This is a genomic window from Streptomyces clavuligerus (genome assembly GCF_005519465.1).
Lineage (GTDB): Bacteria > Actinomycetota > Actinomycetes > Streptomycetales > Streptomycetaceae > Streptomyces > Streptomyces clavuligerus.
Genome location: NZ_CP027858.1, coordinates 1938638 through 1964226, shown reverse-complemented (window position 1 = coordinate 1964226; position 25589 = coordinate 1938638). Strand labels below are relative to the sequence as shown.

At 73.0% G+C, this 25589-nt stretch carries 26 protein-coding genes; 13 read left to right on the top strand and 13 right to left on the bottom strand.

Annotated elements, in window-relative coordinates; all coding sequences use genetic code 11:
• Positions 1–694 precede the first annotated feature (694 nt).
• On the top strand, positions 695–1522 hold the full coding sequence (locus tag CRV15_RS07815) for a pentapeptide repeat-containing protein (RefSeq protein WP_003961792.1): 828 nt from the start codon (positions 695–697) through the stop codon (positions 1520–1522).
• Positions 1523–1534: 12 nt separating this feature from the next.
• Here the strand turns inward: CRV15_RS07815 and CRV15_RS07810 are convergent, their stop codons facing one another.
• Positions 1535–2395 carry a lysozyme gene (locus CRV15_RS07810; RefSeq protein ID WP_003961793.1) on the bottom strand — a complete coding sequence of 287 codons (861 nt, stop codon included), beginning with the start codon at positions 2393–2395 and terminating at the stop codon, positions 1535–1537.
• A 255-nt stretch (positions 2396–2650) separates the two neighbouring features.
• Here CRV15_RS07810 and CRV15_RS07805 point away from each other — a divergent pair, with 255 nt between their 5' ends.
• Entirely contained in the window at positions 2651–3133 is a 483-nt protein-coding gene (locus CRV15_RS07805) for a MarR family winged helix-turn-helix transcriptional regulator (RefSeq protein WP_003952568.1), read from the top strand.
• Here CRV15_RS07805 and CRV15_RS07800 read toward each other — a convergent pair.
• Complete coding sequence (locus tag CRV15_RS07800) at positions 3111–3953, bottom strand: hypothetical protein (protein ID WP_003961794.1); 843 nt, start codon at positions 3951–3953, stop codon at positions 3111–3113. The genes CRV15_RS07805 and CRV15_RS07800 overlap by 23 nt on opposite strands.
• A 374-nt stretch (positions 3954–4327) precedes the next feature.
• On the opposite strand from CRV15_RS07800, the gene CRV15_RS07795 reads away from it, so the two are divergent.
• The 5 genes from CRV15_RS07795 (at position 4328) to CRV15_RS07775 (ending at position 10149) form a co-directional block, all read left to right on the top strand.
• A complete protein-coding gene (locus CRV15_RS07795) occupies positions 4328–7231 on the top strand; it encodes a sensor histidine kinase (RefSeq protein ID WP_003961795.1) in 2904 nt (967 codons plus the stop codon).
• Positions 7228–7710 (top strand): roadblock/LC7 domain-containing protein, encoded by a 483-nt coding sequence (locus tag CRV15_RS07790; RefSeq protein WP_003961796.1) that lies wholly within the window; start codon positions 7228–7230, stop codon positions 7708–7710. Before CRV15_RS07795 ends, CRV15_RS07790 begins: the two co-directional genes overlap by 4 nt.
• 80 nt (positions 7711–7790) lie before the next feature.
• Positions 7791–8174 (top strand): DUF742 domain-containing protein, encoded by a 384-nt coding sequence (locus CRV15_RS07785; RefSeq protein ID WP_029183041.1) that lies wholly within the window; start codon positions 7791–7793, stop codon positions 8172–8174.
• Positions 8155–8853, top strand: coding sequence for a GTP-binding protein (locus CRV15_RS07780; RefSeq protein WP_003961798.1), 699 nt, complete (start codon positions 8155–8157; stop codon positions 8851–8853). Before CRV15_RS07785 ends, CRV15_RS07780 begins: the two co-directional genes overlap by 20 nt.
• A 51-nt stretch (positions 8854–8904) precedes the next feature.
• A complete protein-coding gene (locus CRV15_RS07775; RefSeq protein WP_003952561.1) occupies positions 8905–10149 on the top strand; it encodes a styrene monooxygenase/indole monooxygenase family protein in 1245 nt (414 codons plus the stop codon).
• Between the two features lie 141 nt (positions 10150–10290).
• On the opposite strand, the gene CRV15_RS07770 is transcribed toward CRV15_RS07775, so the two are convergent.
• On the bottom strand, positions 10291–11601 hold the full coding sequence (locus CRV15_RS07770) for a C40 family peptidase (RefSeq protein ID WP_003961799.1): 1311 nt from the start codon (positions 11599–11601) through the stop codon (positions 10291–10293).
• Positions 11602–11744: 143 nt separating this feature from the next.
• Complete coding sequence (locus tag CRV15_RS07765) at positions 11745–12080, bottom strand: hypothetical protein (protein ID WP_044972448.1); 336 nt, start codon at positions 12078–12080, stop codon at positions 11745–11747.
• 387 nt (positions 12081–12467) lie between these two features.
• On the opposite strand from CRV15_RS07765, the gene CRV15_RS07760 reads away from it, so the two are divergent.
• Positions 12468–12995: a DinB family protein gene (locus CRV15_RS07760; protein WP_003952559.1), complete on the top strand. Its 528-nt coding sequence runs from the start codon at positions 12468–12470 to the stop codon at positions 12993–12995.
• Positions 12996–13102: 107 nt separating this feature from the next.
• Here CRV15_RS07760 and CRV15_RS07755 read toward each other — a convergent pair whose 3' ends face one another.
• Both CRV15_RS07755 and CRV15_RS07750 read right to left on the bottom strand, forming a co-directional pair.
• Positions 13103–13852, bottom strand: coding sequence for a TetR/AcrR family transcriptional regulator (locus CRV15_RS07755; RefSeq protein ID WP_003961802.1), 750 nt, complete (start codon positions 13850–13852; stop codon positions 13103–13105).
• Between the two features lie 88 nt (positions 13853–13940).
• Positions 13941–14876, bottom strand: a complete 936-nt coding sequence (locus tag CRV15_RS07750; RefSeq protein ID WP_003952557.1) for an AurF N-oxygenase family protein — start codon at positions 14874–14876, stop codon at positions 13941–13943.
• Between the two features lie 214 nt (positions 14877–15090).
• Here CRV15_RS07750 and CRV15_RS07745 point away from each other — a divergent pair, with 214 nt between their 5' ends.
• Both CRV15_RS07745 and CRV15_RS07740 read left to right on the top strand, forming a co-directional pair.
• Positions 15091–16212, top strand: a complete 1122-nt coding sequence (locus CRV15_RS07745) for a ferritin-like domain-containing protein (protein ID WP_003952556.1) — start codon at positions 15091–15093, stop codon at positions 16210–16212.
• 193 nt (positions 16213–16405) lie between these two features.
• The gene (locus CRV15_RS07740) at positions 16406–17302 is read left to right on the top strand and encodes an ADP-ribosylglycohydrolase family protein (protein ID WP_029183042.1); all 897 of its coding nucleotides are present in this window, start codon (positions 16406–16408) and stop codon (positions 17300–17302) included.
• A 59-nt stretch (positions 17303–17361) separates the two neighbouring features.
• On the opposite strand, the gene CRV15_RS07735 is transcribed toward CRV15_RS07740, so the two are convergent.
• Genes CRV15_RS07735 through CRV15_RS07725 form a run of 3 tightly spaced genes read right to left on the bottom strand, consistent with a single transcriptional unit; the run spans position 17362 to position 20732 of the window.
• On the bottom strand, positions 17362–17823 hold the full coding sequence (locus CRV15_RS07735; protein ID WP_003961804.1) for a DUF3291 domain-containing protein: 462 nt from the start codon (positions 17821–17823) through the stop codon (positions 17362–17364).
• A 24-nt stretch (positions 17824–17847) separates the two neighbouring features.
• A complete protein-coding gene (locus tag CRV15_RS07730) occupies positions 17848–19320 on the bottom strand; it encodes a penicillin-binding transpeptidase domain-containing protein (RefSeq protein ID WP_003961805.1) in 1473 nt (490 codons plus the stop codon).
• Positions 19317–20732: an FtsW/RodA/SpoVE family cell cycle protein gene (locus tag CRV15_RS07725; protein ID WP_003952551.1), complete on the bottom strand. Its 1416-nt coding sequence runs from the start codon at positions 20730–20732 to the stop codon at positions 19317–19319. Before CRV15_RS07725 ends, CRV15_RS07730 begins: the two co-directional genes overlap by 4 nt.
• Before the next feature lie 510 nt (positions 20733–21242).
• Here CRV15_RS07725 and CRV15_RS07720 point away from each other — a divergent pair.
• A complete protein-coding gene (locus CRV15_RS07720; RefSeq protein WP_009997509.1) occupies positions 21243–21440 on the top strand; it encodes a DUF397 domain-containing protein in 198 nt (65 codons plus the stop codon).
• An 84-nt stretch (positions 21441–21524) separates the two neighbouring features.
• Here CRV15_RS07720 and CRV15_RS07715 read toward each other — a convergent pair whose 3' ends face one another.
• Together CRV15_RS07715 and CRV15_RS35875 are read right to left on the bottom strand one after the other, a co-directional pair.
• Positions 21525–22694, bottom strand: a complete 1170-nt coding sequence (locus CRV15_RS07715; protein WP_003961806.1) for a methyltransferase domain-containing protein — start codon at positions 22692–22694, stop codon at positions 21525–21527.
• 127 nt (positions 22695–22821) lie between these two features.
• Entirely contained in the window at positions 22822–22995 is a 174-nt protein-coding gene (locus tag CRV15_RS35875; RefSeq protein ID WP_003961807.1) for a hypothetical protein, read from the bottom strand.
• A 145-nt stretch (positions 22996–23140) separates the two neighbouring features.
• On the opposite strand from CRV15_RS35875, the gene CRV15_RS07710 reads away from it, so the two are divergent.
• Entirely contained in the window at positions 23141–23971 is an 831-nt protein-coding gene (locus CRV15_RS07710) for a helix-turn-helix domain-containing protein (protein ID WP_003952546.1), read from the top strand.
• A complete protein-coding gene (locus CRV15_RS07705; protein WP_003952545.1) occupies positions 23968–24168 on the top strand; it encodes a DUF397 domain-containing protein in 201 nt (66 codons plus the stop codon). Before CRV15_RS07710 ends, CRV15_RS07705 begins: the two co-directional genes overlap by 4 nt.
• 59 nt (positions 24169–24227) lie before the next feature.
• On the opposite strand, the gene CRV15_RS36270 is transcribed toward CRV15_RS07705, so the two are convergent.
• A complete protein-coding gene (locus CRV15_RS36270) occupies positions 24228–24545 on the bottom strand; it encodes a hypothetical protein (protein ID WP_003961808.1) in 318 nt (105 codons plus the stop codon).
• 383 nt (positions 24546–24928) lie between these two features.
• The gene (locus CRV15_RS07690) at positions 24929–25249 is read right to left on the bottom strand and encodes a zinc-ribbon domain-containing protein (RefSeq protein WP_003952542.1); all 321 of its coding nucleotides are present in this window, start codon (positions 25247–25249) and stop codon (positions 24929–24931) included.
• Positions 25250–25589: the final 340 nt, after the last annotated feature.

Sequence of the window (25589 nt, the reverse complement as noted above, 5' to 3'; positions counted from 1 at the left end):
GCGGCCCTCTCCCCGGCCTTCTTGCCCCGGGCCCTTGCCACCCGGGGCCCTTGCCCCGGGACCCCTTCCCCGTCCGGGACCCCTTCCGCGCGGGATCCTTGTCCGCGGCCCTGTCCGCCCGGGGTTCCTCCCGCCCGGGGCGCTGTTTGCGCGGTCTCTTTCCGCGCGGGTCTCTTCCGCCCGGGGCCTTCCCCGCCCGCGGCCCTGCCCGCGCGGGGCCCTTCCCGCTCCGGGCCTTCCCCGCCCGTGACCGCTTCCCGGCCCCCTTTCCCGGCCCTCTTGCCCCGGGCCCTTGCCACCCCGGCCCCTTGCTCCGGGGTCCCTTCCCCGTGCGGGTGCGGGCGGGGCGCCTCTGTCGCTCCGGGCCTTCCCGCCTGTTGCCCCCGTCCCCGGCTTCTTGTCGCGCGGGGCCCTTGCCACCCCGGCCCCTTGCTCCGGGGTCCCTTCCCCGTGCGGGTGCGGGCGGGGCGCCTCTGTCGCTCCGGGCCTTCCCGCCTGTTGCCCCCGTCCCCGGCTTCTTGTCGCGCGGGGCCCTGCCCGCCCCGGGTCCCTCGCCGTCCGCGGCCCGTTCCCGCCCCCCTGCCCCAGGCCCCTCCGGGCTGTGGCCCCTTCCCGGCCGGGGCCCGTCGCGGCCCGGGCCCTTCCCGTCCGCGCCGGTGGCGGGGCGCCTCTGGCGCTCCGTCACAATGGCGGCATGGAAACGACCGCCGGGCCCGCCGGGCCGCCGGAGCTGCGGGCGGACTGCGCCGACTGCTTCGGCCTGTGCTGTGTGGCCCTGCCCTTCGCCGCCTCGGCGGACTTCGCCGTGGACAAGGCCGCCGGGGAGCCCTGCCGCAGCCTCGGCACGGACTTCCGCTGCGGAATCCACACCCGGCTGCGCCGGAGCGGCTTTTCCGGCTGCACCGTGTACGACTGCTTCGGCGCGGGCCAGAAGGTCTCCCAGGTCACGTTCGGCGGTGTCGACTGGCGGACCGCGCCCGGGACGGCCGGGGCGATGTTCGCCGCCTTCCCCGTCGTACGGCACCTCCATGAACTGCTCTGGTACCTCGACGAGGCGCTGACCCTGGAGCCCGCGCGCCCGCTCCACGCCGGGCTGCGGGCCCTGCTGGACGAGACCGAGGAGCTGACCCGGCGGGACCCGGCCGCCCTCGCCGCCCTCGACCTGGCCGCACACCGGGCGCGCGTGGGCGAGCTGCTGCTGCGCACGAGCGAACGGGTGCGGGCCGGGGCGGGACGGCGCCGCGCGAAGGACCGCCGGGGGGCGGACCTCGTCGGCGCCCGGCTGCGCGGGGCGGAGCTGCGGGGGGCGAGCCTGCGCGGCGCCCTGCTGATCGCCGCCGATCTGACCGGCGCGGATCTGCGGCAGACCGATCTGCTCGGGGCGGACCTGCGGGACGCGGACCTGACCGGCGCCGATCTCACGGGGTGTCTCTTCCTGACCCAGCCGCAGGTGAACGCGGCCCGGGGGGACGCCGTCACCCGGCTGCCCGCCCGGGTGCACCGCCCCGCCCACTGGGGCTGAGCCCCGCCCCGGTCAGCCGTTGGCGAGTGCCACGACCCGGTCCAGGGCCCCGTTGAACCGGTTGTGGTCGCCGACGATCGGCCCGGAGGACGTGTACTGCCACATCGTCTGGACGTTCCACCCCGCGGGCAGGGGCCCCGGGGTGCTGTAGTACCGGGCGATCCACAGCGGGTGGACGGCGCCGAAGCCCGCGTAGCTCCCGGTGCACTGGGTCCACCAGCTCGTGGCGGTGTAGATCACGGGGTCCCGCCCGGTCCGCGCCCGGTAGCGGGTGAGGAAGTCCCTGATCCAGCTCACCATCTCGGCCGGTGTCCTGCCGTAACAGGTGTCGCCGTACGGGTTCCACTCGATGTCCAGCGCGCCCGGCAGGGTCTTCCCGTCCCGGCTCCACGCGCCGCCGTTGTTCACGAAGAAGTCCGCCTGGGCGGTGCCGCTCGCGGTGTCGGGGGTGGCGAAGTGATACGCGCCCCGGACCATCCCGATGCCGTACGAGCCGTTGTACTGCTGGGTGTAGTAGGGGTTCCGGTAGTACGTCCCCTCGGTGGCCTTCACATAGGCCCACTTCACCCCGCTGTTCCACAGCGCGGGCCAGTCGACGTTGCCCTGGTGGCTGGAGACGTCGACCCCCTCCGTCTGCACCGCCTGCACGGCCCGGCCGCTCCGGCTCCCGCGCGGCGGCAGCAGACCCTGGCCGTCATGGGCGATCACCCCCATGCCCAGATAGGCCGAGCCCCGCGGCGGGATGTCCGAGGCACCGGCCGAGGGCTGGGCGAGCAGCGGGAAGAGAACCCCGAGGAGGGCGGCGACCGTCAGCAGCGGACGGCGCGGCCCCCGTCCCCGGGTCCTCCCCGGAGAGTATCTGGAAGTGGTCATTCCGTTTCTCTGCACGGACATAGCGTGCCTCCGAAGCCGAGTGGTGGGGGGACGCGGCGCGGTGCGGGGCCACACCGGGATGGAGCAACATGGTGTGGACATGCCATCAAGCACGCTACGCGCGGAGAAACCCGCCCTGAAAGAGGTCCGGGGGGCCGCCGTTGGTCTATGCCTGCGAAATACTGGCGGAGCTGCGGCGACCGTCGCCGACGGCGGAAACTTTCCCGGACCGGAAACCGTACAAGGGGTGCTGACGTGCACAGAAGTGAAACCGGCGGCGCGGCCGGTCTCGGCGGCGGTGACGGTGCCGACCGCGAATTCCTCGCCCTGGAGAGAGAGTTGGCGGTCTTCCTCCGCCGCGCCCGCGCCTCATCGGGCGAGATGGCCCGTCAGCTCCACCCCGATCTGGAGGCCGCCGCCTACGGTCTGCTCGTCCGCCTCGACGAGTCCGGCTCGCTGCGCGCCACCGATCTGGCGGGGTACTTCGGCGTCGGCAAGGCCACGATGAGCCGGCAGCTCCGGGCGCTCGAAGAGCTGGGGCTCGTGGTCCGGGAGCCCGATCCGGCGGACGGCCGGGCGTCACTCGTCCGGCTCACCGAAGAAGGTCTGCGGCGGTTCCGCCAGGTGAGGGACGCCCGTCGGGCCCGCTATGTCGCCAAGCTCGCCGACTGGGACCGCGCCGAGATCGCCGAGCTGGCCCGGCTGCTCCATCAGCTCAACGCCCGCGCGGAGGACTGACGGCCCGGTCGCCGTCCCCCGCCAGCTCGGCGAGGACCGCCGACGCGTCGTCATGGAGCTTCCACCGGCGCGGCGCCGTGCGCGCGGACCCGTCCTCCCCGGCCCGCGTCTCCAGCTCCCGCACCCGGCCGATCAGGCCCCGCGCGCCCTCCGCGCGCAGCACCCCCAGGCACCGGGCCCAGTCGCCCTGCCCGAACAGATCCACCCAGCGCGCGGCGCCGTCCGTCAGCGCCGCGACCGACCGCACCCGTGAGCGGGGGGTGCTCCCCGTCACCGCCCGCAGCGCCACCGAGGGGTCGGCCGCCGCCGTGAAGAAGCCGCCCTCCGCGTTGCGCAGGGCGTCGACAGCGGCATGGCTGCGCCGGATCTCCTGCGGCAGCCGGCCGACCCGCTCGTCCGTCACCGCGCGTACCTCTCCCTCCGGTGACTCGATCAGCAGGGTGGAGTCGGCGAGCACCAGATGTTCGACCGGGTCGCCCGGTCCGCCCCAGCGCACCAGGACCACCGTCGCCTGTGGCGTTCGAACGTGAGAAAGGTCACAGGTTTCGCGGTGGGCGTCGGCGGTGCGGCGGATTGCCGCGGAGAGAATCCCGGCCAGTTCCGTATCCGGACGAGAAGCGGACAGTTCGAGCAGCGCGCCCCCGAGCCGGGCGGTGAACCAGGGCACCGGATGCACACAGCCGTAGCCACCCTCCGGGGGTGTCACACCATCCAGCACCACCAGCGATCCGCCCCGGCCCGACGCGGGCAGGGCCATCGACACCCAGTCCTCGTTGGGCCGTTCGGGCGACCCCGGTGATGTGGCCAGATCCATCTGCATGCGACCCAGTCTGCATGACTCGTTCACGTGATCCGCACACCTGCGAATTTCGTTGGTACGGCCAGGTCAGAGGCTTTTCCCGAGTGCTGACGGGGTGTCTGGAGGGGCTGCGGGCGCGCATCCTCCCAAAGCCCGGCCGGAAGATCCAGTCAGTGTCCGTCGTTCGGCCCAGCCCGCAACCGAGAGGAGTTGTTTGTCAACTCCCCCGTGATGTTCACTCGTTCGGGTGGCAGAGCGGCCGATACACGCCCCCTTCCCCAAAAGCACTGGAATGGTGTCATCTCGTGCCTGGGGTGGACTTCAGAGTGTGACCGGTCGTCACCTCTGCTCCAGGTTCCCCAGGGTGGACGAGTCAAGCAGGATTGCGAGCACCGGTGCAGAAGAAGCGGCCTCAGGCCCCGCTGGCCCCTGAGACCTATCCGGCACAGGACGGCGCGACGGTCCCTGTCGTACAGGGCCGCGCCAAGCGGGTACGCAACCGCCTCGTCATAGGGGTCGCCGTCGCCGGGCTCGCCGTCACCGGAGCGGGCACCCCCGGAGCCCTGCACAGCCTGGACGAACTGCGCGAATCGCAGAAGCTGCTGACCCTCGCCGAGCTGAACCGGCAGGCCGTCACCCTCGCCCACTCCCTCTCCGACGAACGCGACGAGGTCACCGCGTACATCGCCGCGGGCCGTGACGAACAGCGCGGCGGCAAGAAGGAGCGGCGCGACATCACCGACGCGCGGACCGCCCGGGTGGACCGGCAGATCGAGGAGATCCGCGGCGCCATCCCGGACGACCGCGCCGAACTGCGCCGGGAACTGGCCACCGTGCCGACCCTGCGCCGGGACGCGCTCACCGGCAAGGGCTCCGCCACGGAGGCCCACCGCGCGTACACCACCGTCATCGGCGCCCTCCAGGGGCTCGCCGACGAACTCGCCGACCGGATTCCGCCCCGCGCCGAGGGGGCCACCCGGGACGCCCGGGCCACCGCCGAGCTGGGCCTCGCCGTCGAACAGGCGTCCGCGGCCCGCGGGCTGCTGCTGGCCGCGCTCTCCGTCCCCGCGGCGGAGCCCGTGCGCTCCATCGACCCCCTCACCGGACTGCCGGTCGAGGAGGAGAGCGAGGAGGGCAAACGGGCCAAGGAGGCACGCGGCGCGCTCAGCGCCGCCGCCCAGCAGGCCCGGGTGCGCGAACTGGCCGCCCTCGCCGACTTCGACCAGGCCGCCGCCAAGGACGCCCGCGACTCCCTCGCCGCCACCGTCACCGGCGCCGAGGTCAAGACGGCCGAGAGCTATCTCACCCGCCTCACCGACCAGCCCGGACTGAGCGACGGCGACCTCCGCGTCGACACCGAGAAGCTGGAGACCGCGCTCACCGCCCGGATCGAACAGATGCGGGGCGTCGAGTCGGCCCTCGCCTCCGAGCGGATCGCCGCCCTCAAGAAACTCCGTGACGACGATGTCACCGCCCTGGAGATCCAGGCCGTGATCCTCGGCGGACTGGTCCTGATCTGCCTCGGCGTCTCGGCGGGCGTCGCCCGCAGCCTCACCCGTCCGCTCGCCGTGCTGCGGATCGGCGCCGCCCGCGTCGCCGCCGCCCCCGAACGCGAACAGCCCATCGGCTTCACCGGCCGCAACGATGAGTTCGCCCAGGTCGTGCACTCCCTCAACGCCCTCCACGGGCGGGTGCGCGACCTCTCGCGGCGCGCCGACGAACTGAGCAGCGAACGCACCGGACTGATCGGCTCCAGGGACAATCTGGCCGCCAAGCTCTCCGAGTCCCGGGCCGAGCTGCGGCAGCGGACCGACGAGCTGACCGCCGAACTCCAGCGGCTGCGGCACACCGTCGACCACACCTTCGTCAATCTCTCGCTGCGCACCCTCGGCCTGGTCGAACGCCAGCTCGGGGTGATCGAGAAGCTGGAGGAGCGCGAGCAGGACCCGGAGCGGCTCGCCACCCTCTTCAAGCTCGACCACATGGCCACCGTCATGCGCCGCCACAGCGAGAACCTGCTGGTCCTCGCCGGTGCCGAGCACGGCCACGGCCACCCGGGACCCGTCCCCCTCGTCGATGTGCTGCGCGCCGCCGTCAGCGAGATCGAACGGTACGAGCGGGTCGTCATCCAGTCGCTGCCGCCACACGCCCATATCGCCGGGTTCGCGGCGGACGACCTCAGCCATCTCATCGCCGAGCTGCTGGAGAACGCCACCGCCTTCTCCCCGCCGGACGCCCAGGTCGAGCTGTCGGGCTGGCTGCTGGAGAACGGCGAGGTGATGCTCTCCGTCACGGACACCGGCATCGGGATGACCGCGTCCCGGCTCGCCGAGCTGAACAGCCGCCTCGACGATCCGCAGGCGTACGAGCTGGCCCCCACCGGCGGCGACGCCGAGGGTCTCGGGCTGCGGGTCGCCGGGCTGCTCGCCTCCCGGCACAGGGTCCGGGTCCAGCTCCGCGAGCAGAAGCAGGGCGGCGTCACCGCCGTCGTCGTGCTGCCCGCCGCGCTGCTGCCCGCGCCGCCCCCGGCCGACGGTCCACTGCCGTCGATGTCCGACACCGCCTCCACCCAGGTCCGGCTGCCGGGCTCGGTCGCCGAGGCCAACTCCAACGCGCTCCCGAGCGGACCGCGCCGCCCCCTCACCGCCCCTGTGCACCCCTCGGCCCCGGGCGACGACCCGCTGGTCGCGGCGGCGGAGGCCGCCGTGCGCCAGGCGGGCGACGCCATCGACGACACCCATGAGCGGGCGGCCGACGGTGCCTTCGCCGGGAACGGTGCCTTCGCCGGGGACGGTGCCTTCGCCGGACCGGGACAGCAGGGCGGACCCGTCGACGAGCCGACCTTCGAGATGCGGCTGCCCGGCCCGGAGGCCGCCCAGGCCCCGGTGCTGCCCGCGCCGCAGGGACCGCCCGTCGTCCCCGCGCCGCCACCGCCGCCACCACACGTACCGGAGACGCCCGCCCCGGCGGCGTACCGGACCACCGCGGGCCACGCGCCCGCGGCCGGGCCCGAGCGGGCGGGCGAGCCCGTACGGCCCACCGCGCCCACGCCGACGCCGGGGGCCGAGCCCCCGGCGGGGCGCGTCACCGACAAGGGCCTGCCCAAGCGCACGCCCAAGGTCGTCGCACCCGCCGCCGCGCCCGGCGAGCGGACCGGCAGCGTCGACGCCGAAGCCCTGCGCCGCAGGCTGGGCGGTTTCCAGCAGGCCGCGGACCGCGGCCGCAAGGAGGCCGAGGCGGAGATCGCGCGCACGGCACCCAGAGAATCGGGGGACACAGTCGAGGAGGCACGCAGTTGACTGCGACCGGTACGTTCGGCCTGAGCAGGGAGGCCCGCAATCTGCACTGGTTGCTGAGCAACCTGGTGGAGGAGGTGCCCGGCCTGCGTTCGGTCGCCGTCGTCTCGTCCGACGGACTGCTCCTGCTCTCGTCCGACCCGGCCCGCAACGTCGCCCCGGCGGCGGGTGAGCGCCAGGAGGGCCCCAAGGGCTCCAGCGCCGATCTGGCCACCATCGTCTCGGGCATCGGCAGCCTCACCGTGGGCGCCGCCCGGCTGATGGACGGCGGCGGCGTCAAACAGACCATGGTCGCCATGGAGGGCGGCTGTGTCTTCATCATGTCCATCAGCGACGGCTCCCTCCTCGGGGTGCACGCCGACGCCGACTGCGACATGTCCGTCGTGGCCTACCACATGGGCCTGTTCGTGGGGCGGGCCGGACATGTGCTGACCCCGGAGCTCCGCAGCGAGCTGCGCAAGTCCCTGGAGGACGCGCAGTGACCGCCGTGCCGCCCGCGCCGGACCTCCCCGGGAGCCCGGACCCGGCCGGGCCGCACGGCCCGTACGCGCCGGCCGTCCCGCTGCCGGTGCGCGGGGAGAACCGCCGCCCCGCCCGGGTCCGCCCGTACTCCCTCACCGGCGGCCGGACCCGCTTCGGCCATGTGCTGCTGGTGGAGACCTTCGTGGCCGCGCTGGAGGCCCCGGCCGAGCGCCCGGAGCTGCCCAAGGGGGATCTGTCCACCCGGGTCATGCCCGAACTCCAGGCCATCGTCGAGCTGTGCCGGCGCATGCGGACGGTCGCCGAGATCTCGGCGATCCTCAAGATGCCGCTGGGTGTCGTGAGGGTGCTGCTGAGCGACCTGGCCGACCAGGGAAAGATCCGTGTATACGGCACCGGGCACGGCCCGGGACGCCCCGAACGCGCACTGCTGGAAAGGGTGCTGAGTGGACTCCGCCGCCTCTGACACGCTCGCCTCCGGGAGCCCGGCCGCCGCGCCGCCGCTCCCGTCCCTGCCCGGGCAGCAGGGACCCGCGCACCGGGAGGCGCCGAACCCCGCCGAGGAGGGCCTTCAGGACTGGCAGCTCGACCACACCCGGGCCCCGACCGCCGCGAAGGTCGTGGTCGCGGGTGGCTTCGGTGTGGGCAAGACCACTTTCGTCGCCTCGGTGTCGGAGATCACACCGCTCCAGACCGAGGCGCTGATGACCCGGGCGAGCGAGGAGACCGACGACCTCAGTGCCACCCCCGAGAAGCTGACGACGACCGTCGCCATGGACTTCGGCCGGATCACCCTGGACCGGGATCTGGTGCTGTACGTGTTCGGCACCCCCGGACAGCAGCGCTTCTGGTTCATGTGGGACGACCTGGCACGCGGCGCGATCGGCGCGATCGTGCTCGCCGACACCCGGCGGCTCTCGGACTGCTTCCCCGCGCTCGACTACTTCGAGAGCAGCGGGCTGCCGTACATCGTCGCCGTCAACCACTTCGACGGTTCGGAGCGGTTCGCCACCGAGGATGTGCGCGAGGCCTTGACCATACCCGTCCATGTGCCGATCGTGATCATGGACGCGCGCGATCAGGCCAGTGTGGTCGAGTCCCTGCTCGAACTGGTGACACATGCGCTGGACGCCACCCCCGAATAACGCGCGGTTCGCACGCCTCGTTCATCCGTTCAGACGAAAGAGACCCCCCGGATGCGGAAGATACTCATCGTCGGAGCCGGTCAGTCCGGCCTCCAGCTCGCCCTCGGGCTCCAGTCCCAGGGGTACGAGATCACCCTGATGTCCAACCGTACGGCCGACGAGATCCGCCACGGCCGGGTCATGTCCACGCAGTGCATGTTCCACACCGCGCTCCAGCACGAGCGCGACCTCGGCATCGACTTCTGGGAGTCCCAGGCCCCGCGGATCGAGGGCCTCGGTGTCTCGGTGGCCGGACCCGAGTCCCAGCGGCTGGTCGACTGGGTGGGCCGGCTGGAGGGCCATGCGCAATCCGTCGACCAGCGGGTCAAGATGGCCGCCTGGATGGAGCTCTTCGCCCAGCGCGGCGGACAGCTCGTGATCCACGGCGCGGCCGTGGGCGACCTCGACTACTTCGCCCGCACCTATGACCTCGTCCTGGTCGCGGCGGGCAAGGGCGAACTGGTCTCGATGTTCGCGCGGGACGCCGCCCGCTCGCCCTACGACGCCCCGCAGCGCGCGCTGGCCGTCGCCTATGTCCACGGTCTGGGGCCCCGGCCCGAGCACCCCGACTTCGACGCGGTCCGCTGCAACCTCGTCCCCGGTGTGGGCGAGCTGTTCGTCATGCCCACCTGGACGCTCTCCGGGCGGGCGGACATCCTCTTCTGGGAGGGCGTCCCCGGCGGACCCCTCGATGTCTTCCAGGGCATCCGCGACCCCCAGGAGCATCTGCGGCTCACCCTGGAGCTGCTGGAACGTTTCCTCCCCTGGGAGTACGCGCGTGCCACCCGGGTGGAGCTGACCGACGAGGGCGGCACCCTGGCCGGGCGGTACGCGCCGACCGTGCGCAAGCCCATCGGACGGCTGCCCAGCGGCGGACTGGTGCTGGGCGTGGCCGATGTGGTCGTCGCCAACGACCCGATCACCGGCCAGGGCTCCAACTCCGCCGCCAAGTGCGCCGCGTCCTACCTCGCCTCCATCGTGGAGCACGGGGAGAAGCCCTTCGACGAGGCGTGGATGCAGTCCGCGTTCGACCGCTACTGGGAGACCGCGCGGCACGTCACCAAGTGGACGAACGCGATGCTGGCGCCGCCGCCCGCGCATGTGCTGGACGTGATCGGGGCGGGCGGGCAGTTCCAGCCGGTGGCGGACCGCTTCGCCAACGGCTTTGACGACCCGGCCGACTTCGAGGACTTCTTCTACGAGCCCGAGCTCGCCGAGAAGTATCTGGCCGAGGTCGCGGGGGCGGCCGGGGTCTGAGCCGTTCCGGCGCGCTCCGGGCGTTCCTGGGCCGTTGCCGGTCCTGAGCCGTTCCCTCCGACGGGCTCCGGGCGTCGCCGAGCCCTTCCGGCGCGCTCCGGGGCCCCTCGTCCCCCGGCGGGCGCTCCGGGGCTCCCCGTCTCACAGCGCGCTGTCCGCCGGGGGCGCGTCCGGCTGTGACCAGCCGGTGTCCGTTCCCGCCGTGGCCCCGTCGGGCAGCGGCGGCGGGACGAACGCCCCCGGGGGCAGCGGCGGTCCGTCCGGGTCCGGGCGGACCGCGCCGAGCAGCGGATTGGCGGCGATCGGGGAGACCTTGACGGTGGCCCCGGGGCGGGGGGCGTGCACCACCTGCCCGCCGCCGAGATAGATCCCCACATGGGTGGCGCCCGGGAAGTAGATCACCAGGTCGCCGGGGCGCAGCGAGCGCAGCGGCACCCGGGGCAGCCCGGCCCACTGCTCCTGGCTGGTGCGGGGGATGCGCACCCCGGCGAAGTCCCAGGCCCGCAGGGTCAGCCCCGAGCAGTCGTAGGCCCCCGGGCCCTCGGCGCCCCAGAGATAGGGCTTGCCGATCTGCTCGATCGCGTACCGCAGGGCCAGGGTGCCCGCCCTGGTCGGCGGGTGGTCCCGGGTCAGGGTCCCGGCGGGCAGGACGGTGTCGCGGGTGCCGGGGGCGGAGAGCCCGGTGATCTGGGTGGGGGTGAGCGAGGCGAGCAGGGCCTCGACGGCGCGCAGTGAGGCGGCGGCGGAGTCCCGGGCCAGCCGCTGCCGGGCGGCGAGGGTGCGTTCGCGGTCCAGCGCCCTGCGGGAGGCGCGGGCGAGGGCCGCGGCCCGCCGGGTGGCGCCCTCCAGCCGGTGCAGGGCGGCCCGCCGGTGGGCCGCGGCCCGTTCGATCAGGTACTGCTCGTCCACGGCCCGCCGGGGGTCGCGGGAGAGCAGCAGCCGCAGCAGCGCCGACAGCTCGGAGTGGCCCTGGTACTGCTCCCGGGCGAGCCGTCCGGCCTCGATCCGGCTGAGGCCCAGGGCCTCGCGGGCCCGGGTGAGCCGGCGGCCCAGCCGGGCGGTCCTGGCGCGCTGGGCGCGCAGCCGCCGGGCCGCGTGCTCGTACTCGGTTCCGGTGTACTCGGCCCGGTGGTAGACGATCCGGAGCTGGGCGAGGGCGTCGGGGAGGGTGGCGGGGGCGCCCGGACCGGGGAGCGGGGCGGCGGGGAGCGCGGGGAGTCCCGGGGCGGCCGGACCCGGGAGCGGGGCGGGGGCCGCCGGGCCGGGCGGGGCCGGTGGGGTCAGGGGGCGCGCCACGGGCGCGAACCGGGGCTCGTCGGACGGCGCCGGGTCCGGGGCGCGTTCGCCGGGGACGAGCGCCAGGGCGGTGACCGCCGCGAGTGCCGCCGCCCCCGCCGTGCGGGGCCCGTTGCCGCACCTCGGCCCCCGGGACCGCCTCCGTTCGACTGCCATCTCGGTTCACCTCCGGCCGGGGCGGCGGCCTCGTCTCCGCGGGCCGCCCGCTTCCGGGAATGTGGACGCCGGGACGGCCCGCTCCACCGGAATTGGCCCGGGTGGCGCAGCAGCGTCACCCGTCGCGGTGGACCCGGCGGCCGTCACGGCGCGTCGGCCCGCCCCGCCCCGGACGGCCCGCCGGACCCCGCGTCCCCGGTGGGCCGGGGGTGCCCGGACGGCTTGGACCAGGGCCACTTCGGCGCGCGCCGCTCCCGTCCCTCGGGGACGTAGACGTATTTCCAGCCCCGGGGGAGATGGAGCCGCCGGGTGTGCCCCAGGGGCTCGCGCCGGTAGGCGTGCACGGTCGGCGGGGTGCCGTCGTCGTGCGGTACGGGGATCTCGTACCACTTCGGCGGATGGCCGGTCGGTCCGACCAGGACCTCAAGGGCCTGCCGGTCCAGGGGGCCGCCGACGAAGGGGGTGTTCTCTCTTCTCACCCCGCCAGTCTCACCCAGGGACCGCCGGACCGGGACGGCGCCCGGGTCCGGACCGGGCGCCGCCCCGCCGCCCCCGCCCTGCCGGGAGGGCTCCCGGGCCCGACCGGTCCGGGTGGTGCCCCGCACGGCGTTCTGCCGGCCGCCGTGGCTCCCGGCTGTGCTGTGCGGGTCCGGGTGGTGCCCCCGCCCCGGCCCGGTGGCCCCTGTGGGCCCCCGGCGCGGCGTGGGGGAGTGCCGCCGGGAGGGCTCCCCCGCACGCGGGCGGTGCCCCGGCCGCCCGCCGCCGGACCCGTGCTCCGGCCGGGCGGCGCCGGGGTGGCGGCGCTCCCGGGGGAGGGCCGCCGGGGCCGGGGCATGGGCGCGGGGGCCCCGGGGAAGGCGTGGGGCATGACCACACTTCCGGACGGGCGCCCCGTCCCCGCGCCGCGCGGGGACGAGCGCGGCATGCTGGAGACCTGGCTCGACTTCCAGCGGCGGACGCTGGAGCTGAAGTGCGCGGGGCTCAGCGAGGAGCAGTTGCGCACCGCGTCCGTCGAGCCCTCGTCGATGAGCCTGCTCGGCCTCGTGCAGCACATGGAGGAGGTCGAGCGGAACTGGTTCCAGCGGACCTTCGCGGGCCTGGACGCGCCGCCGCGGCATCCGGAGGACAACGGCTTCACGGTCGCCCCCGGGCGCGGCGCCGAGGAGACCTTCGCGGGCTGGCGCGCGGCGGTCGCCCGCAGCCGGGAGATCGTCGCGGGAGCGCGGTCCCTGGACGAGAGCGGGGCGTTCACCGAGCCGGAGGCGGCGGAGGCACTGGGGGACAGCAGGGTGTCGCTGCGCTGGGTGCTGATCCACATGGTGGAGGAGTACGCGCGTCACAACGGGCACGCGGATCTGCTGCGGGAGCGGCTGGACGGGACCACGGGGGTCTGAGCCGCCCCGCCGCGGCACCCCCGTCCGCCCGGAAGCCCTGCGCGCCGGCGCGGGTCGGCGGTGCGGCACCGCCCGTCCGCCCGGTGCGCCGGGCGGTGCGGTCCGGGTCAGACGGGTCCGGCGGCGCGGCGGGCCGCCGGGAGGATCGCACGGGCCAGGAGGCCCACTCTGCCCGGGCCTTCCTCCGTGCCGTCCTGGGACAGCTCCAGGGCGAGCAGCGCCCGCAGCGCCGCGGCGGTCGGCTCGTCCCGTGCGGAGGCCGCCGCCAGCGAGGCGATCAACTGGTCGATGAGCCAGTCCCGCAGCTCGGCGGCGGTGGGCTGCTTGCCCTCGTCCAGCCAGATGAGGGAGGCCGCCTCCACGGCCGCGATCCAGGTGCGGACGAGCATCCGCAGCCGGGGCCCGGGGCGGTCGCCGCCCAGGTGCACCAGGAGCGCTTCGGCGGCGGCCCGCCGGACCTCGTCCACGATGGAGGTGGTGCGCGAGGTCTCCGCCACGCTCCCGCCCCGCAGCAGCGCGCTGAACCCGGCGTCGTGCTCGTCCACGAAGACCAGATAGCGGTCGAGCATCGCCGCGATCCGCTCGGTCGGCGGCCCCGACTCCGGTTCGGCGAAGCACCGTTCCAGCTCATCGGCTGCCGAGCGCAGCGCCGTCTCGTACAACTGCTGCTTGCCGCCCGGGAAGTAGCGGTAGACCAGGGGCCGGGAGACCCCGGCCGCCTCCGCCACGTCGTCGAGGGAGACGTCCTCCGGCGCGTGGTGCGCGAACAGGGTCAGGGCCGCCGCGAGAAGCTGGGTACGGCGGTCCTCGACGCTCATGCGCCGATAGGCGGGCGAGGCTGAGGGCGGGGCGGTCATGACCGCAGAGTAGCCCGCCGTGCCGGGCGGGGGACCGGCTGACGCACGGCGGGGATCGCCGTCGGTCCGCGCCGCCCGGCCGCCGCTCTCACGCGAGCAGGCCGGAACTGCGCCACAGTCTGCGGCCGGGCCCGCGCAGGACGCCGATGTCGTCGAGGAAGTCGGTGAGCCGTTTCGCGCCCGTCCGCATCACCTCGCGCCGGTGGCCGCTGGCCCTGACCTGTGCGACGGCGGAGCGCCGGTCGAGCCCGACCTGCTCGTAGACCGCCGGGTTGACGAAGCACACGGAGAAGACCCGGGCCGCCTCGCCGCAGCTCAGCCGGGTGAGCCGGCGCTGCCAACGCGGCGCGGTCACCATCTGGCGGCGCAATTCCTCGCGGGCGTAGCGGACATGGCGGGACTCCTCCACCACATGGATACGGGTGATCGAGCGGATCAGCGGCTGTATGCGCTCGTCGGGGAAGGTCAGCCGCTGCATCCAGTCCAGGATCTCCTCGCCGAGCAGGGTCGCGGCGAAGGAGCCGGGGGTGGTGGAGGCGGTCTTCAGCACCCGGGCGAGCTGGTGGTGGACGCGGGGGACGGGGTACGCGGGGGCGCCGTTCTTCGTGATCATGCGGGCGAACATCATCGAGTGGCGGCACTCGTCGGCGATCTCGGTGAGCGCGTAGCGCACATGGTCGCTGGTCGGGGGCTTGTCGTAGATATGGCGGGTCAGCAGCTGGATCAGGATGATCTCGAACCAGATGCCGAGCGAGGCCAGCGACGCGGACTCGTGCCGGGCGAGTTCCATCCGCTGCTCCTCGGACATCCGCCGCCACAGCGGGGTGTCGTAGAGGGAGACCAGCTCCGGCGGCAGGAACCACTTGCCCGCCAGGAAGGGCGCGTCCCAGTCGATGTCCCGGTCCGGGTCGTACGAGTGCCGGAGCGAGGCGTCGAGCAGGCGCCGGGCGACCTGCTCGCGGTCGCGGAGCGGGCCGAGCGCGTCGTGCAGCAGGGTGAAGTCGGGTGCGGACCGGGGCGTCATCGACGGGCCACCTCGTGAACATCGGGACGGCGTGCGGACGTGTTCCTCAAAGGGCGCTGGCGCACCCGGGAACCCCCTTATCAGACTCTCTGTCAGCAGGTGCGTCAACACCTTGGGCGCGACTTGTTGACTACCCGTCTACCAAGTGTGAGCCTGCCCCTGAGCGCTCAAGTCACCCTGAAAATCCGGGACATCAGGCGAAGGAGCCCCACAGGTGTCGACGTACGACCGCTACACGAATCCGCCCGCATCCCTGGACTGGCAGATCCCCGCCTCGGGCGCGGCCCGCCTGAGCTGGGAGTACGACGAGGGGCGCGAGAGCCTTCTCGCCCTCTACCAGAAAGGCAAGGACAAGCAGTGGGACGGCGCCAAGCGCATCGACTGGGAGCTGGAGGTCGACCCCTACGACCCCCTCGGCACCCCGGACGAGGCGCTCGCCGTTCACGACACGCCCTACTGGACGAAGATGAGCGCCCGGGAGCGGGCCGACCTCCACCGGCACATGGCCTCCTGGCAGTTCAGCCAGTTCCTCCACGGTGAGCAGGGCGCGATGGTGTGCGCCGCGCGGATCGTGGAGAGCGCGCCCGACCTCGACGCGAAGTTCTACTCCGCGACCCAGACCATGGACGAGGCCCGGCACGCCGAGATCTACGCCCGCTTCCTCCAGGACAAGGTGGGCATGGTCTATCCGATCAACGACAATCTCCAGGGCCTGCTCGGGGACACCCTGCGCGACTCCCGCTGGGACATGCCCTATCTGGGGATGCAGGTACTGATCGAGGGGCTCGCGCTGGCCGCGTTCGGGCTGATCCGCGATCTGACCGACAAACCGCTGCCCAAGCAGATCCTCGCCTATGTGATGCAGGACGAGGCCCGCCATGTGGCCTTCGGGCGGATGGCGCTGCGCGACTACTACAGGGAGCTGAGCGACGCGGAGCTGCGGGAGCGCGAGGAGTTCGTCATCGAGGGCTGCTATCTGATGCGGGACCGGCTCAAGGCCGTCGAGGTGCTGGAGAACTTCGGGGTGCCGCGCACGGAGGCGGACGACCTGGTGGAGCGCTCGGAGTTTCAGCGGATCTTCCGGAAGCTGCTCTTCAGCCGGATCGTGCCCTGTGTCAAGGACATCGGGCTCTGGGGCGAGCGGTTGCAGCGGGCCTATGCCGACATGGGCGTCTTCGAGATGGGCGACGCCAATCTCGATCTGCTGATGTCCCAGGACGAGGAGATCGCGGAGGAGCTGGACCGGCAGCGGTTCGCGGCGGAGGAGGAGGCAAGGGCCGAGGAGGTGGCGGAGGCGATCCGGCAGGGCGCGGGGGAGGAGGAGCCCGCCGCCTGAGCCGGTGGGTTTTTCGGGGCGCCAGGAGGACCGGAGGGGCGGCCTCCGGGGCACGCGGGGCACCGCGCGGACCGGAGGGGCGGCCTCCGGGCCGGTGGGCGGACGGGGACCGCCCCGGTACCGGACGGAAAAGGCCCGGAGCCCGGACCGCCGTGAGGGTACGCGGCACCGCCGCTCCGGGAACGATGACGGCATGACCATCACCGTGACCCATGCCGATCGTCAGGCCGCCCGCCGCAGCCTCCAGGGGCTTGCGCTGGGGGACGCGTTCGGGGAGCGCTGGTTCCCCCTCTTCCGGGAACGGGAGCGCGCCCAGGAGGAGATCAGGCAGCGCCGTACGCCCGAGGAGGACGACTGGCGCTGGACGGACGACACCGCGATGGCGCTGGTGATCCATCAGGTGCTCGACCGGCACGGGGAGATGGACCAGGACCGGCTGGCCGCCGCCTTCGCCCGTGCCTACGCGGACGACCGGGGCCGGGGCTACGGCGCGGGCATGCGCGAGCTGCTGCCGCAGCTCCTGGAGGAGCCCGCCCGCTGGCGGGAGCTGGCGCCGGGCCTGTTCGACGGCGGCAGCCTCGGCAACGGCGCGTCGATGCGGGTGGCCCCGCTGGGTGCCTGGTTCTCGGCCGACCTCGGGACGGCCGCCCGGCAGGCGGAGCTGTCCGCGCGGGTCACCCACGCCCACCCCGAGGGCGCCGCGGGCGCGGTCGCGGTGGCGGTGGCCGCCGCGCTGTCCGTACGGGGGGAGCTGTCCGTGTCCGCCGTCGCCGACCGCACCCCCGCGGGGCTGGTCCGGGACGGGCTGCGGCGCGCGGCCGGAGTGCCCTTCGCCACCGCCCCCCGCGAGGCCGCCGGGATCCTGGGCAGCGGCACCCGGGTCCGGGCCGACGACACGGTCCCCTTCGCCGTCTGGACGGCCGCCCGCCACCCCGCCGATCTGGAGTCCGCGCTCTGGTCCACCGCCGAGGGCTTCGGTGACGTGGACACCACCTGCGCCATCACCGGTGGCATCGTCGCCGCCGCCACCGGTGTCGGGGGCGTCCCCGCCGACTGGCTCAGCCGCCGGGAGGGCCTGCCCCTGGAGTGACCGACCGGCCGTGTCCGGCGGTGCCCCGGTCAGGTGGTGGGCGGTCCGGCGGTGTCCGGTCAGGCGGTGGGCGGCGGGAACGAGGTCCGCAGCGTGAACGCGTCCGGGGTCGGGCCATGGGTGCGCAGAAGGGTGAGGCGGTGCTCGGCGTCGGCGATGGTGGGGCGATGGCCGGAAGGCACCCACCACAGCGCGGCCATGGCCTCCTGGACCCGCTCGAAGAACTCGAAGCGCCGGGAGAGCAGTTCGCGGTGCGTGCCCTGGTACATGAAGGCGGTCAGCGCGGCGGTGTCCCGCCAGACGGACATATTGACCAGGAGCTGATCGTCTCCGAAGATCCGCTGTTCGGTGGCGTTGTCCGCCGTCTCGTCCCGGAACCGCCAGACAAAGCCGTCGAAACCCTCCGCGACCGCGTTGACCGGGGAGAGATTGTCGGTGAAGTCCTTCATCTCGGGTGCGTCGAGGGCGTATTTGCGGCGGCCGATGTTCACCTGTGCGAGTTCGTAGGTCGTCATGGCCATACGGTAATCGGCCAAATGTGCGACTCAGTCGGGGGAGGGTACGGTGAGGGCCGCCGCCATCATCGCGCGGGCGATCGGCGCCGCGTCGCCGCCGCCGCTGATGTGGCCCCGTACCGCCTCCGCGTCCTCCACGACCACCGCCACGGCCACCCCCGGGCGGGCGCTGTCGTGCGCCTGGGCCCAGGAGATGAACCAGGCGTACGGGACGCCGGAGTTGCCGAGGCCGTGCTGCGCGGTCCCCGTCTTGCCGCCGACAGTGGCGTACGGGAGGGCCGCCGCCGCGCCCGTTCCCTGCTCGACCACCCGGACCATCAGCTCCCGCAGCAGCCGCGCCGTCAGCGGACCCATCGCCCGCCGGGCGGCGTACCGGCGGCCGTGGGCGAGCGTCCGGGTGCCGTTCCCGGAGGTGATCCGGTCCACCAGATACGGCCGCCGCAGCTCGCCGCCGTTGGCGACGGCCGCCGCCACCAGCGCCATCTGGAGCGGGGTCGCCGTCGTGTCGAACTGCCCGATCGAGGAGAGCGCGAGCTGGTCCGCCGACATGTCGGTGTCGAAGTTGGACGGCACCACCGGGGACGGGACGCGCAGCCCCGGGTCGTTGAAACCGAAACGGGTGACCGCCTGCCGCATCCCCTCTGCGCCGACCCGTGTCCCCAGATGCGCCAGCACCGTGTTGCAGGACCACTGGATCGCGTACGCGAGCGACGCGTCCCCGCAGCCCGGCGACGCGTCCGGCAGCCGGGTGCGCGTCCCCGGCAGCACATAGGGGGAGGGCGTCCCCGTCGGCGCGTCCGCGTCGGTGACCACCCCCGCGTCCAGCGCGGCGGCGGCCGTCACGATCTTGAACGTGGAGCCGGGCGGATAGGTCTGCCGGATCGCCCGGTTCAGCATCGGCTGCGTCGGCCGCGCGTTCAGCTCCGCCCAAGCCTCCCGGGCGGCCCGGCCCGTCCCCGAGAGCACCCCCGGATCGTACGAGGGGCTGCTGACGAGTGCCAGGATCCGGCCGGTCGACGGATCGACAGCCACCGCCGCTCCCCGTCGGCCGCCGAGCCCCGTGAAAGCGGCCCGCTGCACGGCCGGTTCGACCGTCGTGGCGACATCCGCCCCCGCCGGACGGCTGCGGCTGAGATCGCGCCACAGCGGCAGCGACGCCAGCGCCGGATCGGCACCCGAGAGCATCGCGTCCTCGGCGTCCTCGACCATGGTGGTCCCGTACGTCTGCGAGGAGAACCCCGTCACCGGCGCGTACAGCGGGCCCTCGCGGTAGACCCGTTCGAACCGGAGCTGCTGCCCGGTGTCCCGGGAGCCGGTGACCGGCCGCCCCCCGGCCAGGATCTCCCCCCGGGGCACGGCGTAACGGGCGATGGCCCCGCGCCGGTTGGCCGGATTGCGGTCCAGCTCCCCCGCGTCGACGAGCTGCACCCGCGCCGCCTGCACCGGCAGCGCCGCCAGCAGCAGCAGACTGAAGGCGGCCGACCGCCGCACACAGCGGATCACCGGACCGCCCCGCCCGGGAGCGCCGCCGGACCGCCGTGCCGGACCGCCCCGGCCGGTCGCGGCGCCGGTCCGGCGCGCCGGGCCGAGTCGCTGAGCCGGATCAGCAGCGCCACGATGATCCAGTTGGTGACGACCGAGGAGCCGCCCTGCGCCAGGAACGGCATCGCCATGCCCGTCAGCGGGATCAGCCCGGTGACCCCGCCCGCGATGACGAAGACCTGGAGCGCCACGATCGCGGAGAGCCCCACCGCGAGCAGCCGCCCGAAGGGGTCCCGCAGTCGCAGCGCGTAGCCGTACCCCCGCGCGACGAGCAGCGCGTACAGCACCAGCACCGCCGTCAGCCCCACGAGCCCGAGTTCCTCGCCCGCCGTGGCGAGCACGAAGTCCGAAGTGGCGGCGAAGCCGATCAGAGCGGAGTGCCCGAGTCCGAGCCCGGTGCCGAGCAGTCCGCCCGCGCCGAAGGCGAACAGCGACTGCGCCACCTGGCCCGGGCCCTGGCCCGCCTCGATGGTGGCGAACGGATTCAGCCAGTCCTCGACGCGTCCGTGGACATGCGGCTCCAGGGTGCCCGCCGCCACCGCGCCCGCCGCCGCGAGCAGCAGCCCCACCGCGATCCAGCCGGTGCGCCCCGTCGCCACATAGAGCATCACCACGAAGAGGCCGAAAAAGAGCAGAGAGGTTCCGAGGTCCCGTTCGAGAACGAGGACACCCACACTGACCAGCCAGATCGTCACCACCGGGCCCAGTACCCGACCGGCGGGCAGCCGCAGTCGGCCGAGCCGCCGGTGCAGTCGGCGGCCGGTGACGGAGAGGGTGTGGTGATTGGCCGCGAGATACGCCGCGAAGAAGACCGCCAGCAGGATCTTGGCGAACTCCCCCGGCTGGAAGGAGAGGCCGCCCGCCCTGATCCAGATCCGGGCCCCGTTCACGGCGGGGAAGAAGATCGGCACCGTCATCAGCACCAGCGCGGCGGCGACCGAGAGATACGCGTACCGCTGGAGGGTCCGGTGGTCGCGCAGCACCGTCACGACGGCGATGAAGAGCCCCACCCCGAGGGTGGACCACACCAGTTGCGCGGGGGCCGCGTTCCCGCCCGGGGGCTCCAGGTCCAGCCGGTGGATCAGCACCAGGCCCAGACCGTTGAGCAGTACCGCGATGGGCAGCGGCAGCGGATCGGCGCAGGGGGCGCGGAGCCGTACGGCGAGATGGGCGAGGAGGGCGAGGGCGCCCAGCCCGGCGCCGTAGCGCAGGGCGTCGTCCGGGACCGAGCCGGTGCGGGTGACGCCGGTGATCACATAGCCGAGTACGGAGATCAGGACGGCGGCGGTGAGGAGGGTCAGCTCGACCCCGCGCCGTCCGGGCCGTCCGGTGGCGGACGGGGGAGCGGCTGCCGTGCCCGTCGGTGCGCTCATGTCCGGCAACGTACCAAGATCTCGGGGTTATGACCTTTAGGTGGCTTATGTGGTGCTGGGGGTATGTCGTGTGGGGGTTCGTCGGCTTGCGCGTGAGCCTTGCGTGGGGTGCGGGGTCCGTCCTCAAACGCCGGACGGGCTTGTTTTGCTCGGGTCGGTCGTCGGGTGCGGGGGTGGGGGCCTCCGGGCTCGACTCCTCAGGGCCGGCAGACCGGGCGTCCGATGTCTGGACGCGGGTGATTCTCCGCCGGTCCCTTCCGGGGACGACCCTGCACCCCCCACCAGCAGGGACCAGGCCGCCCGGTGCGGGAAGCGGGCACGCTCCCGCCCGGGCTCATAGCGTCTGCGTTATGCAGTGCACCGTGATGTCCAGCTTGATGGCTACGGTAGTCATGCGACCACAGCCATGTGCGTCCCCGGCAGCCAAGTCGACCACCGGGTTCAGGCCGGGGCTCTTCCACAGGCGGTATCGGTTGACATGCTCAAACGATGACGAAAGGGCACTCGGTGATGACTGACTCTCTCCGCTGGCTCAAGTCCTCCTACAGCAGCAACGGCGGCGCCTGTGTCGAGTGGGCTCCTTCGTACGCGTCCGAGACGGGTGTCGTCCCGGTGCGTGACAGCAAGCGGACCGACGGCCCCGTCCTCATGGTGTCCGCCGTCGCGTTCGCGGGTCTGGTGACCATGGTCCGCCGGGCAAGCCTGTAAGCGGGCCGCACACGCAACGGCCCCGCTGCCTTCACGAACGCCTGGTCCACCCGATCGGGGCCGCCCTGCGGCGGCCCGGTGACGTCAGACGGGCCAGGACCGGTCCGGGGTGTCCAGCCAGGCGGTCTGCCCTGCCCCCGTCACCGTGAGCCCGAAGCGCCCGTACTCCGGCTTCCGCTCGTTCTCCCACCACCGGTACGCGGCTTCGGCCTCGTCCCAGATGCGGCGGGGCCCGGACTGCCAGACGCGTGCGGTGTCGCCGTCGCGGAACAGCACGCACGCCCAGGAGCGGTCGGTGAGACCGTAGAACCAGACGGGGCGCGCGCCGTCCCGCTTCTCGGCGATCACGTGGTGGCAGTGCGGCACCCGGAGGCCGACGGCGAAGCGCTGAGGGCTGAAGCGCTCCCCGAGGAACGCGTCCTCCGTGAGGTCGGTGGCGGACACGTCCCGGTGGCCGCCCGTCACATGGTCGCCGTGGACGACGGGGGAGAGCCGTTGCGCCCGGAGCTTCATGAACTCCACCGGGCCGGTGAAGGCGCCTGACGCGCTCTGCCCGTCCGGAGCGACAGCGAGCCGGGCCACGCAGTCGCCGTTCCCGTAGTGCGTTCCCCAGGGGACGACGATCAGCCCGCCCGGCCGGGTCTGCGCCACCCAGGTGAAGGGGATGTGGCGGACCCCGGCGGTGGCGATGATCCGGTCGTACGGGGCGTCTTCGGGGTGACCCGCGTATCCGTCGCCGTGGATTACCCGCACTGCGGTTCCGAACCGTTCCAGGGTGGTCCGTGCACGTTCGGCGACCGTGCGGTCCACCTCGATCGTGACGACGTTCTGCGCACCGGTCCGGTGGGCGAGCAGGGCGGCGTTCCACCCGGTCCCGGTGCCGACCTCCAGCACTCGGTCACCCGGGTGCGCGTCCAGGTCCCGGAGCATCCGGAACACGACGCTCGGCATGGACGCCGAAGAGGTCGGGACCTGCCCGGGTTCCGTGCCGGTGTGCTGTCCGTCGTCCCACTGGGTGACCACGGGAACGTCGGCGTCCGCGTACTCGTACCAGGTGGCCGGATCGTCGGACCGGGAGACGGGGACGCTCGTGCCGGTTTCGATGTCGAAGGGCCACATCAGCTCGGGGAGGAAGGCCGAGCGGGGCACGGCCGCGAAGGAAGGGGCCCAGTCCGAGGGGAGGGCCCCGCCGGACATGAGGACACGCCCCAGCTCGGTATGGCCGGGGCGGTCCTGGTGCGCGTGGGCAGGCATGGGCGGACTACCTACTTACGCCGGGAGGCGGAGTGATTCGAGGTCGAGGGCCACGCCTGAGGCGATCATTCCCACGGATATGACCCACAGTGACAGGATCATAACGGCTCCCAGTGCGGAGACTTTCCTACTGCGGCGGCGCATCGGGTCCTTCCTGGTGCTCAAGGTCCGCAGGTGTTTTCTCGCGCAGGGCGGTGAGCGCGGGGGCCTTCCTCTTGAGCTTGCAGTCGGGGCGGGGGCAGGCGCAGGGCCCGAAGTCGAGCGGGTTGAACTCCGGACCTCGATCATGCGGCCGACTCATGGTCAACCTCCGTGTGGTGGGGCCTGTGCAGTGCGCACGGACCGCTCCTCTCCGTAGCGATTTCGCTACCGAGGGGCACCAGCGTGGACTAGGGTCGGACACACCTTCAACTCAGGGGATTTGTAGGGAGAGTTATGGGATCTCGATGGTGAACCGCAAGGAGCTTGATCCGGAAAGGTCGCCACGTGAGAAGTTCGGCCAGGTCATGCGCAGCCTGCGAGACGAACGTGGCTGGACTCAGGAAGAGCTTGCAGAGCGTGCTGGGTGCTCTAGCCAGCACATTTCCGCTGTGGAAACTGGTCGGCGTCCGCCGACCCGCCGTTTTGCTTCAAGGATCGACCGAGCGTTCGGGACTGGCGATCGGCTCGAACGGCAGAGGCAGGCTCTGGGGCACGCGGCCCTGCTGGAGGGACTGGATCAGTACGTCGCGTACGAGCGGCGGGCGATCGAGATCCGTCAGTTCCAGATCGGAATCGTTCCTGGGCTGCTACAGACCACCGACTATGCGAAAGCACTGGCGGAGCGTGACATACGACGTGGCGCCATCACACCGGAGCAGGCGGACGAGCGCAGGTCGTTCCTGGCTCGGAGGCAAGCGGTGCTGATGCGGCCTCGCCCTCCCATGGTGCTCGTGGTTCTGGATGAGAGCTGCCTTGTGCGTCCGGTCGGCGGGACCGAAGTCATGGACGCCCAGTTGGCGCGGCTGGTGGAATTCGCTCACCTGCCGAACACCGTTTTCCAGGTGGTTCCCTTCGCCGTCGGCGAGCGCCGACCGTTCGACCTCCCGGTCAACTTGCTGACGCTGGAGGACCGGTCGTTGGTCGCGTACGCCGAGACACATGCGCAAGGGCAGGTGGACCGGGACAGCTCTGGGACCCTGTCCCTGCTGGCGGGCTACCATCACCTACAGGCCGAATCGCTGTCCCAGACAGCTTCCGTGGCGATGATCGAACAGCTTCGAGAGGGAACCTCGTGACGACCGAACCCCTTAACTGGCTCAAGTCTTCGTACAGCTCCAACGGTGGTGAGTGCGTCGAGTGGGCACCCTCGTATGCGTCCACGACGGGTGTCGTCCCGGTGCGTGACAGCAAGCAGGCCGACGGCCCAGTGCTGATGGTGTCCGCCGACGCGTTCGCGGGTCTGGTGACGATAGCCCGTGAGTCGGCCCTGTAAGCACGCACACAGCAGCCCCGCCTCCTCGGCAACGGAGGGAGCGGGGCTGTCTGCTGCCGTCAGGCCGCCGGGTCTGCCTCCAGCGGGGGCGGCGCCGGGACGACGGCGGGGGTCGCCATGCCGTTCTCGTCCAGCGCGATCTCGTCCAGTTCGACGCTGCGGACGAGGACGCCGGGGAAGTCCTCGAAACGGCTCAGCGCGTCCGCGATTGCCCCGGTCAGGGATTCGGCCTCGAAGGTGCACCAGAATTCGGCCGTGTCCGGCCCCCTGACCAGGTTGGTCCGCCCATCGCTGAAGCTGTCCAGGCCGAACAGGGTGTCCAACTGCCCTGGAGTCAGAGGGGCCTGGAGGTGCAGGGTGAATCGCCAGTCACGCACAGTTCGTGTGCCTCCGTGTGAATCGATCGATGTCCCGGGCCAGGTCTCCGGCGCTCCGGGGCGTGCAGTACACCGCGATATCCGCGTCACAGGGGCAGCAGAGGATGAATCCCCAGTTGTGCCTGTTCTGCTTGCGCGTCACCTTGAGTCCGGCTTTCTCCGCCCGCTTCAGGGCCGCTTCGACATCCTTCTTCTGGTGCTTGTCGCCAGGTGCCATGGTCGTACGTCTACTGCTGGGATCGGGCGGGCGAACGGTTCTTCCGTGTCCGGTCCACCCGGACGAGCGAGGCATGGCCGTGAACGCGGAGGAGCCCCGCGCCCGCCCCTTCGTCGGGGCTGGTGGGCGCGGGGCGGGCGTGCGGGTGGTCCCGCAAGCGCCGGGCTCAGCGCTGATACGGGTTGCGCGGGGCCTGGCCCGGGTGGGGCTGGTGGTCGAGGGGGGTGCCGCCCTGGAGGCCCAGGGTGCCCGCCGCCTGCTGGGCGAGCAGTTGGTCGGCCTGCTCGGCGGTGAGCTTCTGTTCCGCCGCGCAGAAGGTGCACTGCGTCCCGTACTTCGTCGACACCGGGAACAGCGGCACGAAGAACAGGGTGAACTTCGTGACCCGCTTCCGCAGTGTGTGCGCCGACGGATTGCCGCACGACCCGCAGACGAGCGTCAGGATCGCGAGCTGGTGCAGATACCCCTTGGTGCCAAAAATGATCATGGTGTGGGCCTCTCCCCGGTGGTGCCGGTCCCGCCGGTCAGTGCGCGCCGGCACAGGGCCAGCAGCTTCTCGTCCCTCACGATGTCATGTCCGCCATAGCCGCCGTCCATCGCATTGTGCCGCCGCACCCGCCCCAGCTCGGCGCGGAGCAGCCGCTCCGCGCCCTCGGTGCGGCCCGCCACCGGCCCGCCCGCCGGGTCCGGCCGTTCCGCGAGCCGCTCGGCGGTCGGGACCCGGGTGAACGGGAGCGCCTCCCACGCCGTCCTCAGCGCGGGCCAGCCGGGCTCCGCGTCCCCGGTCACGCGCCAGAGCGCGAGCGCCGCGTCCACCCGCGTCCCCG

Excerpts from the sequence above, each read along its gene's own strand:
- CRV15_RS07815 (WP_003961792.1), top strand. The coding sequence starts at position 695 with ATGGAAACGACCGCCGGGCCCGCCGGGCCGCCGGAGCTGCGGGCGGAC.
- CRV15_RS07810 (WP_003961793.1), bottom strand. The coding sequence starts at position 2,395 with ATGACCACTTCCAGATACTCTCCGGGGAGGACCCGGGGACGGGGGCCG.
- CRV15_RS07800 (WP_003961794.1), bottom strand. The coding sequence starts at position 3,953 with ATGCAGATGGATCTGGCCACATCACCGGGGTCGCCCGAACGGCCCAAC.
- CRV15_RS07775 (WP_003952561.1), top strand. The coding sequence starts at position 8,905 with ATGCGGAAGATACTCATCGTCGGAGCCGGTCAGTCCGGCCTCCAGCTC.
- CRV15_RS07770 (WP_003961799.1), bottom strand. The coding sequence starts at position 11,601 with ATGGCAGTCGAACGGAGGCGGTCCCGGGGGCCGAGGTGCGGCAACGGG.
- CRV15_RS07760 (WP_003952559.1), top strand. The coding sequence starts at position 12,468 with ATGACCACACTTCCGGACGGGCGCCCCGTCCCCGCGCCGCGCGGGGAC.
- CRV15_RS07755 (WP_003961802.1), bottom strand. The coding sequence starts at position 13,852 with ATGACCGCCCCGCCCTCAGCCTCGCCCGCCTATCGGCGCATGAGCGTC.
- CRV15_RS07750 (WP_003952557.1), bottom strand. The coding sequence starts at position 14,876 with ATGACGCCCCGGTCCGCACCCGACTTCACCCTGCTGCACGACGCGCTC.
- CRV15_RS07740 (WP_029183042.1), top strand. The coding sequence starts at position 16,406 with ATGACCATCACCGTGACCCATGCCGATCGTCAGGCCGCCCGCCGCAGC.
- CRV15_RS07735 (WP_003961804.1), bottom strand. The coding sequence starts at position 17,823 with ATGGCCATGACGACCTACGAACTCGCACAGGTGAACATCGGCCGCCGC.
- CRV15_RS07725 (WP_003952551.1), bottom strand. The coding sequence starts at position 20,732 with ATGAGCGCACCGACGGGCACGGCAGCCGCTCCCCCGTCCGCCACCGGA.
- CRV15_RS07720 (WP_009997509.1), top strand. The coding sequence starts at position 21,243 with ATGACTGACTCTCTCCGCTGGCTCAAGTCCTCCTACAGCAGCAACGGC.
- CRV15_RS07715 (WP_003961806.1), bottom strand. The coding sequence starts at position 22,694 with ATGCCTGCCCACGCGCACCAGGACCGCCCCGGCCATACCGAGCTGGGG.
- CRV15_RS35875 (WP_003961807.1), bottom strand. The coding sequence starts at position 22,995 with ATGAGTCGGCCGCATGATCGAGGTCCGGAGTTCAACCCGCTCGACTTC.
- CRV15_RS07710 (WP_003952546.1), top strand. The coding sequence starts at position 23,141 with ATGGTGAACCGCAAGGAGCTTGATCCGGAAAGGTCGCCACGTGAGAAG.
- CRV15_RS07690 (WP_003952542.1), bottom strand. The coding sequence starts at position 25,249 with ATGATCATTTTTGGCACCAAGGGGTATCTGCACCAGCTCGCGATCCTG.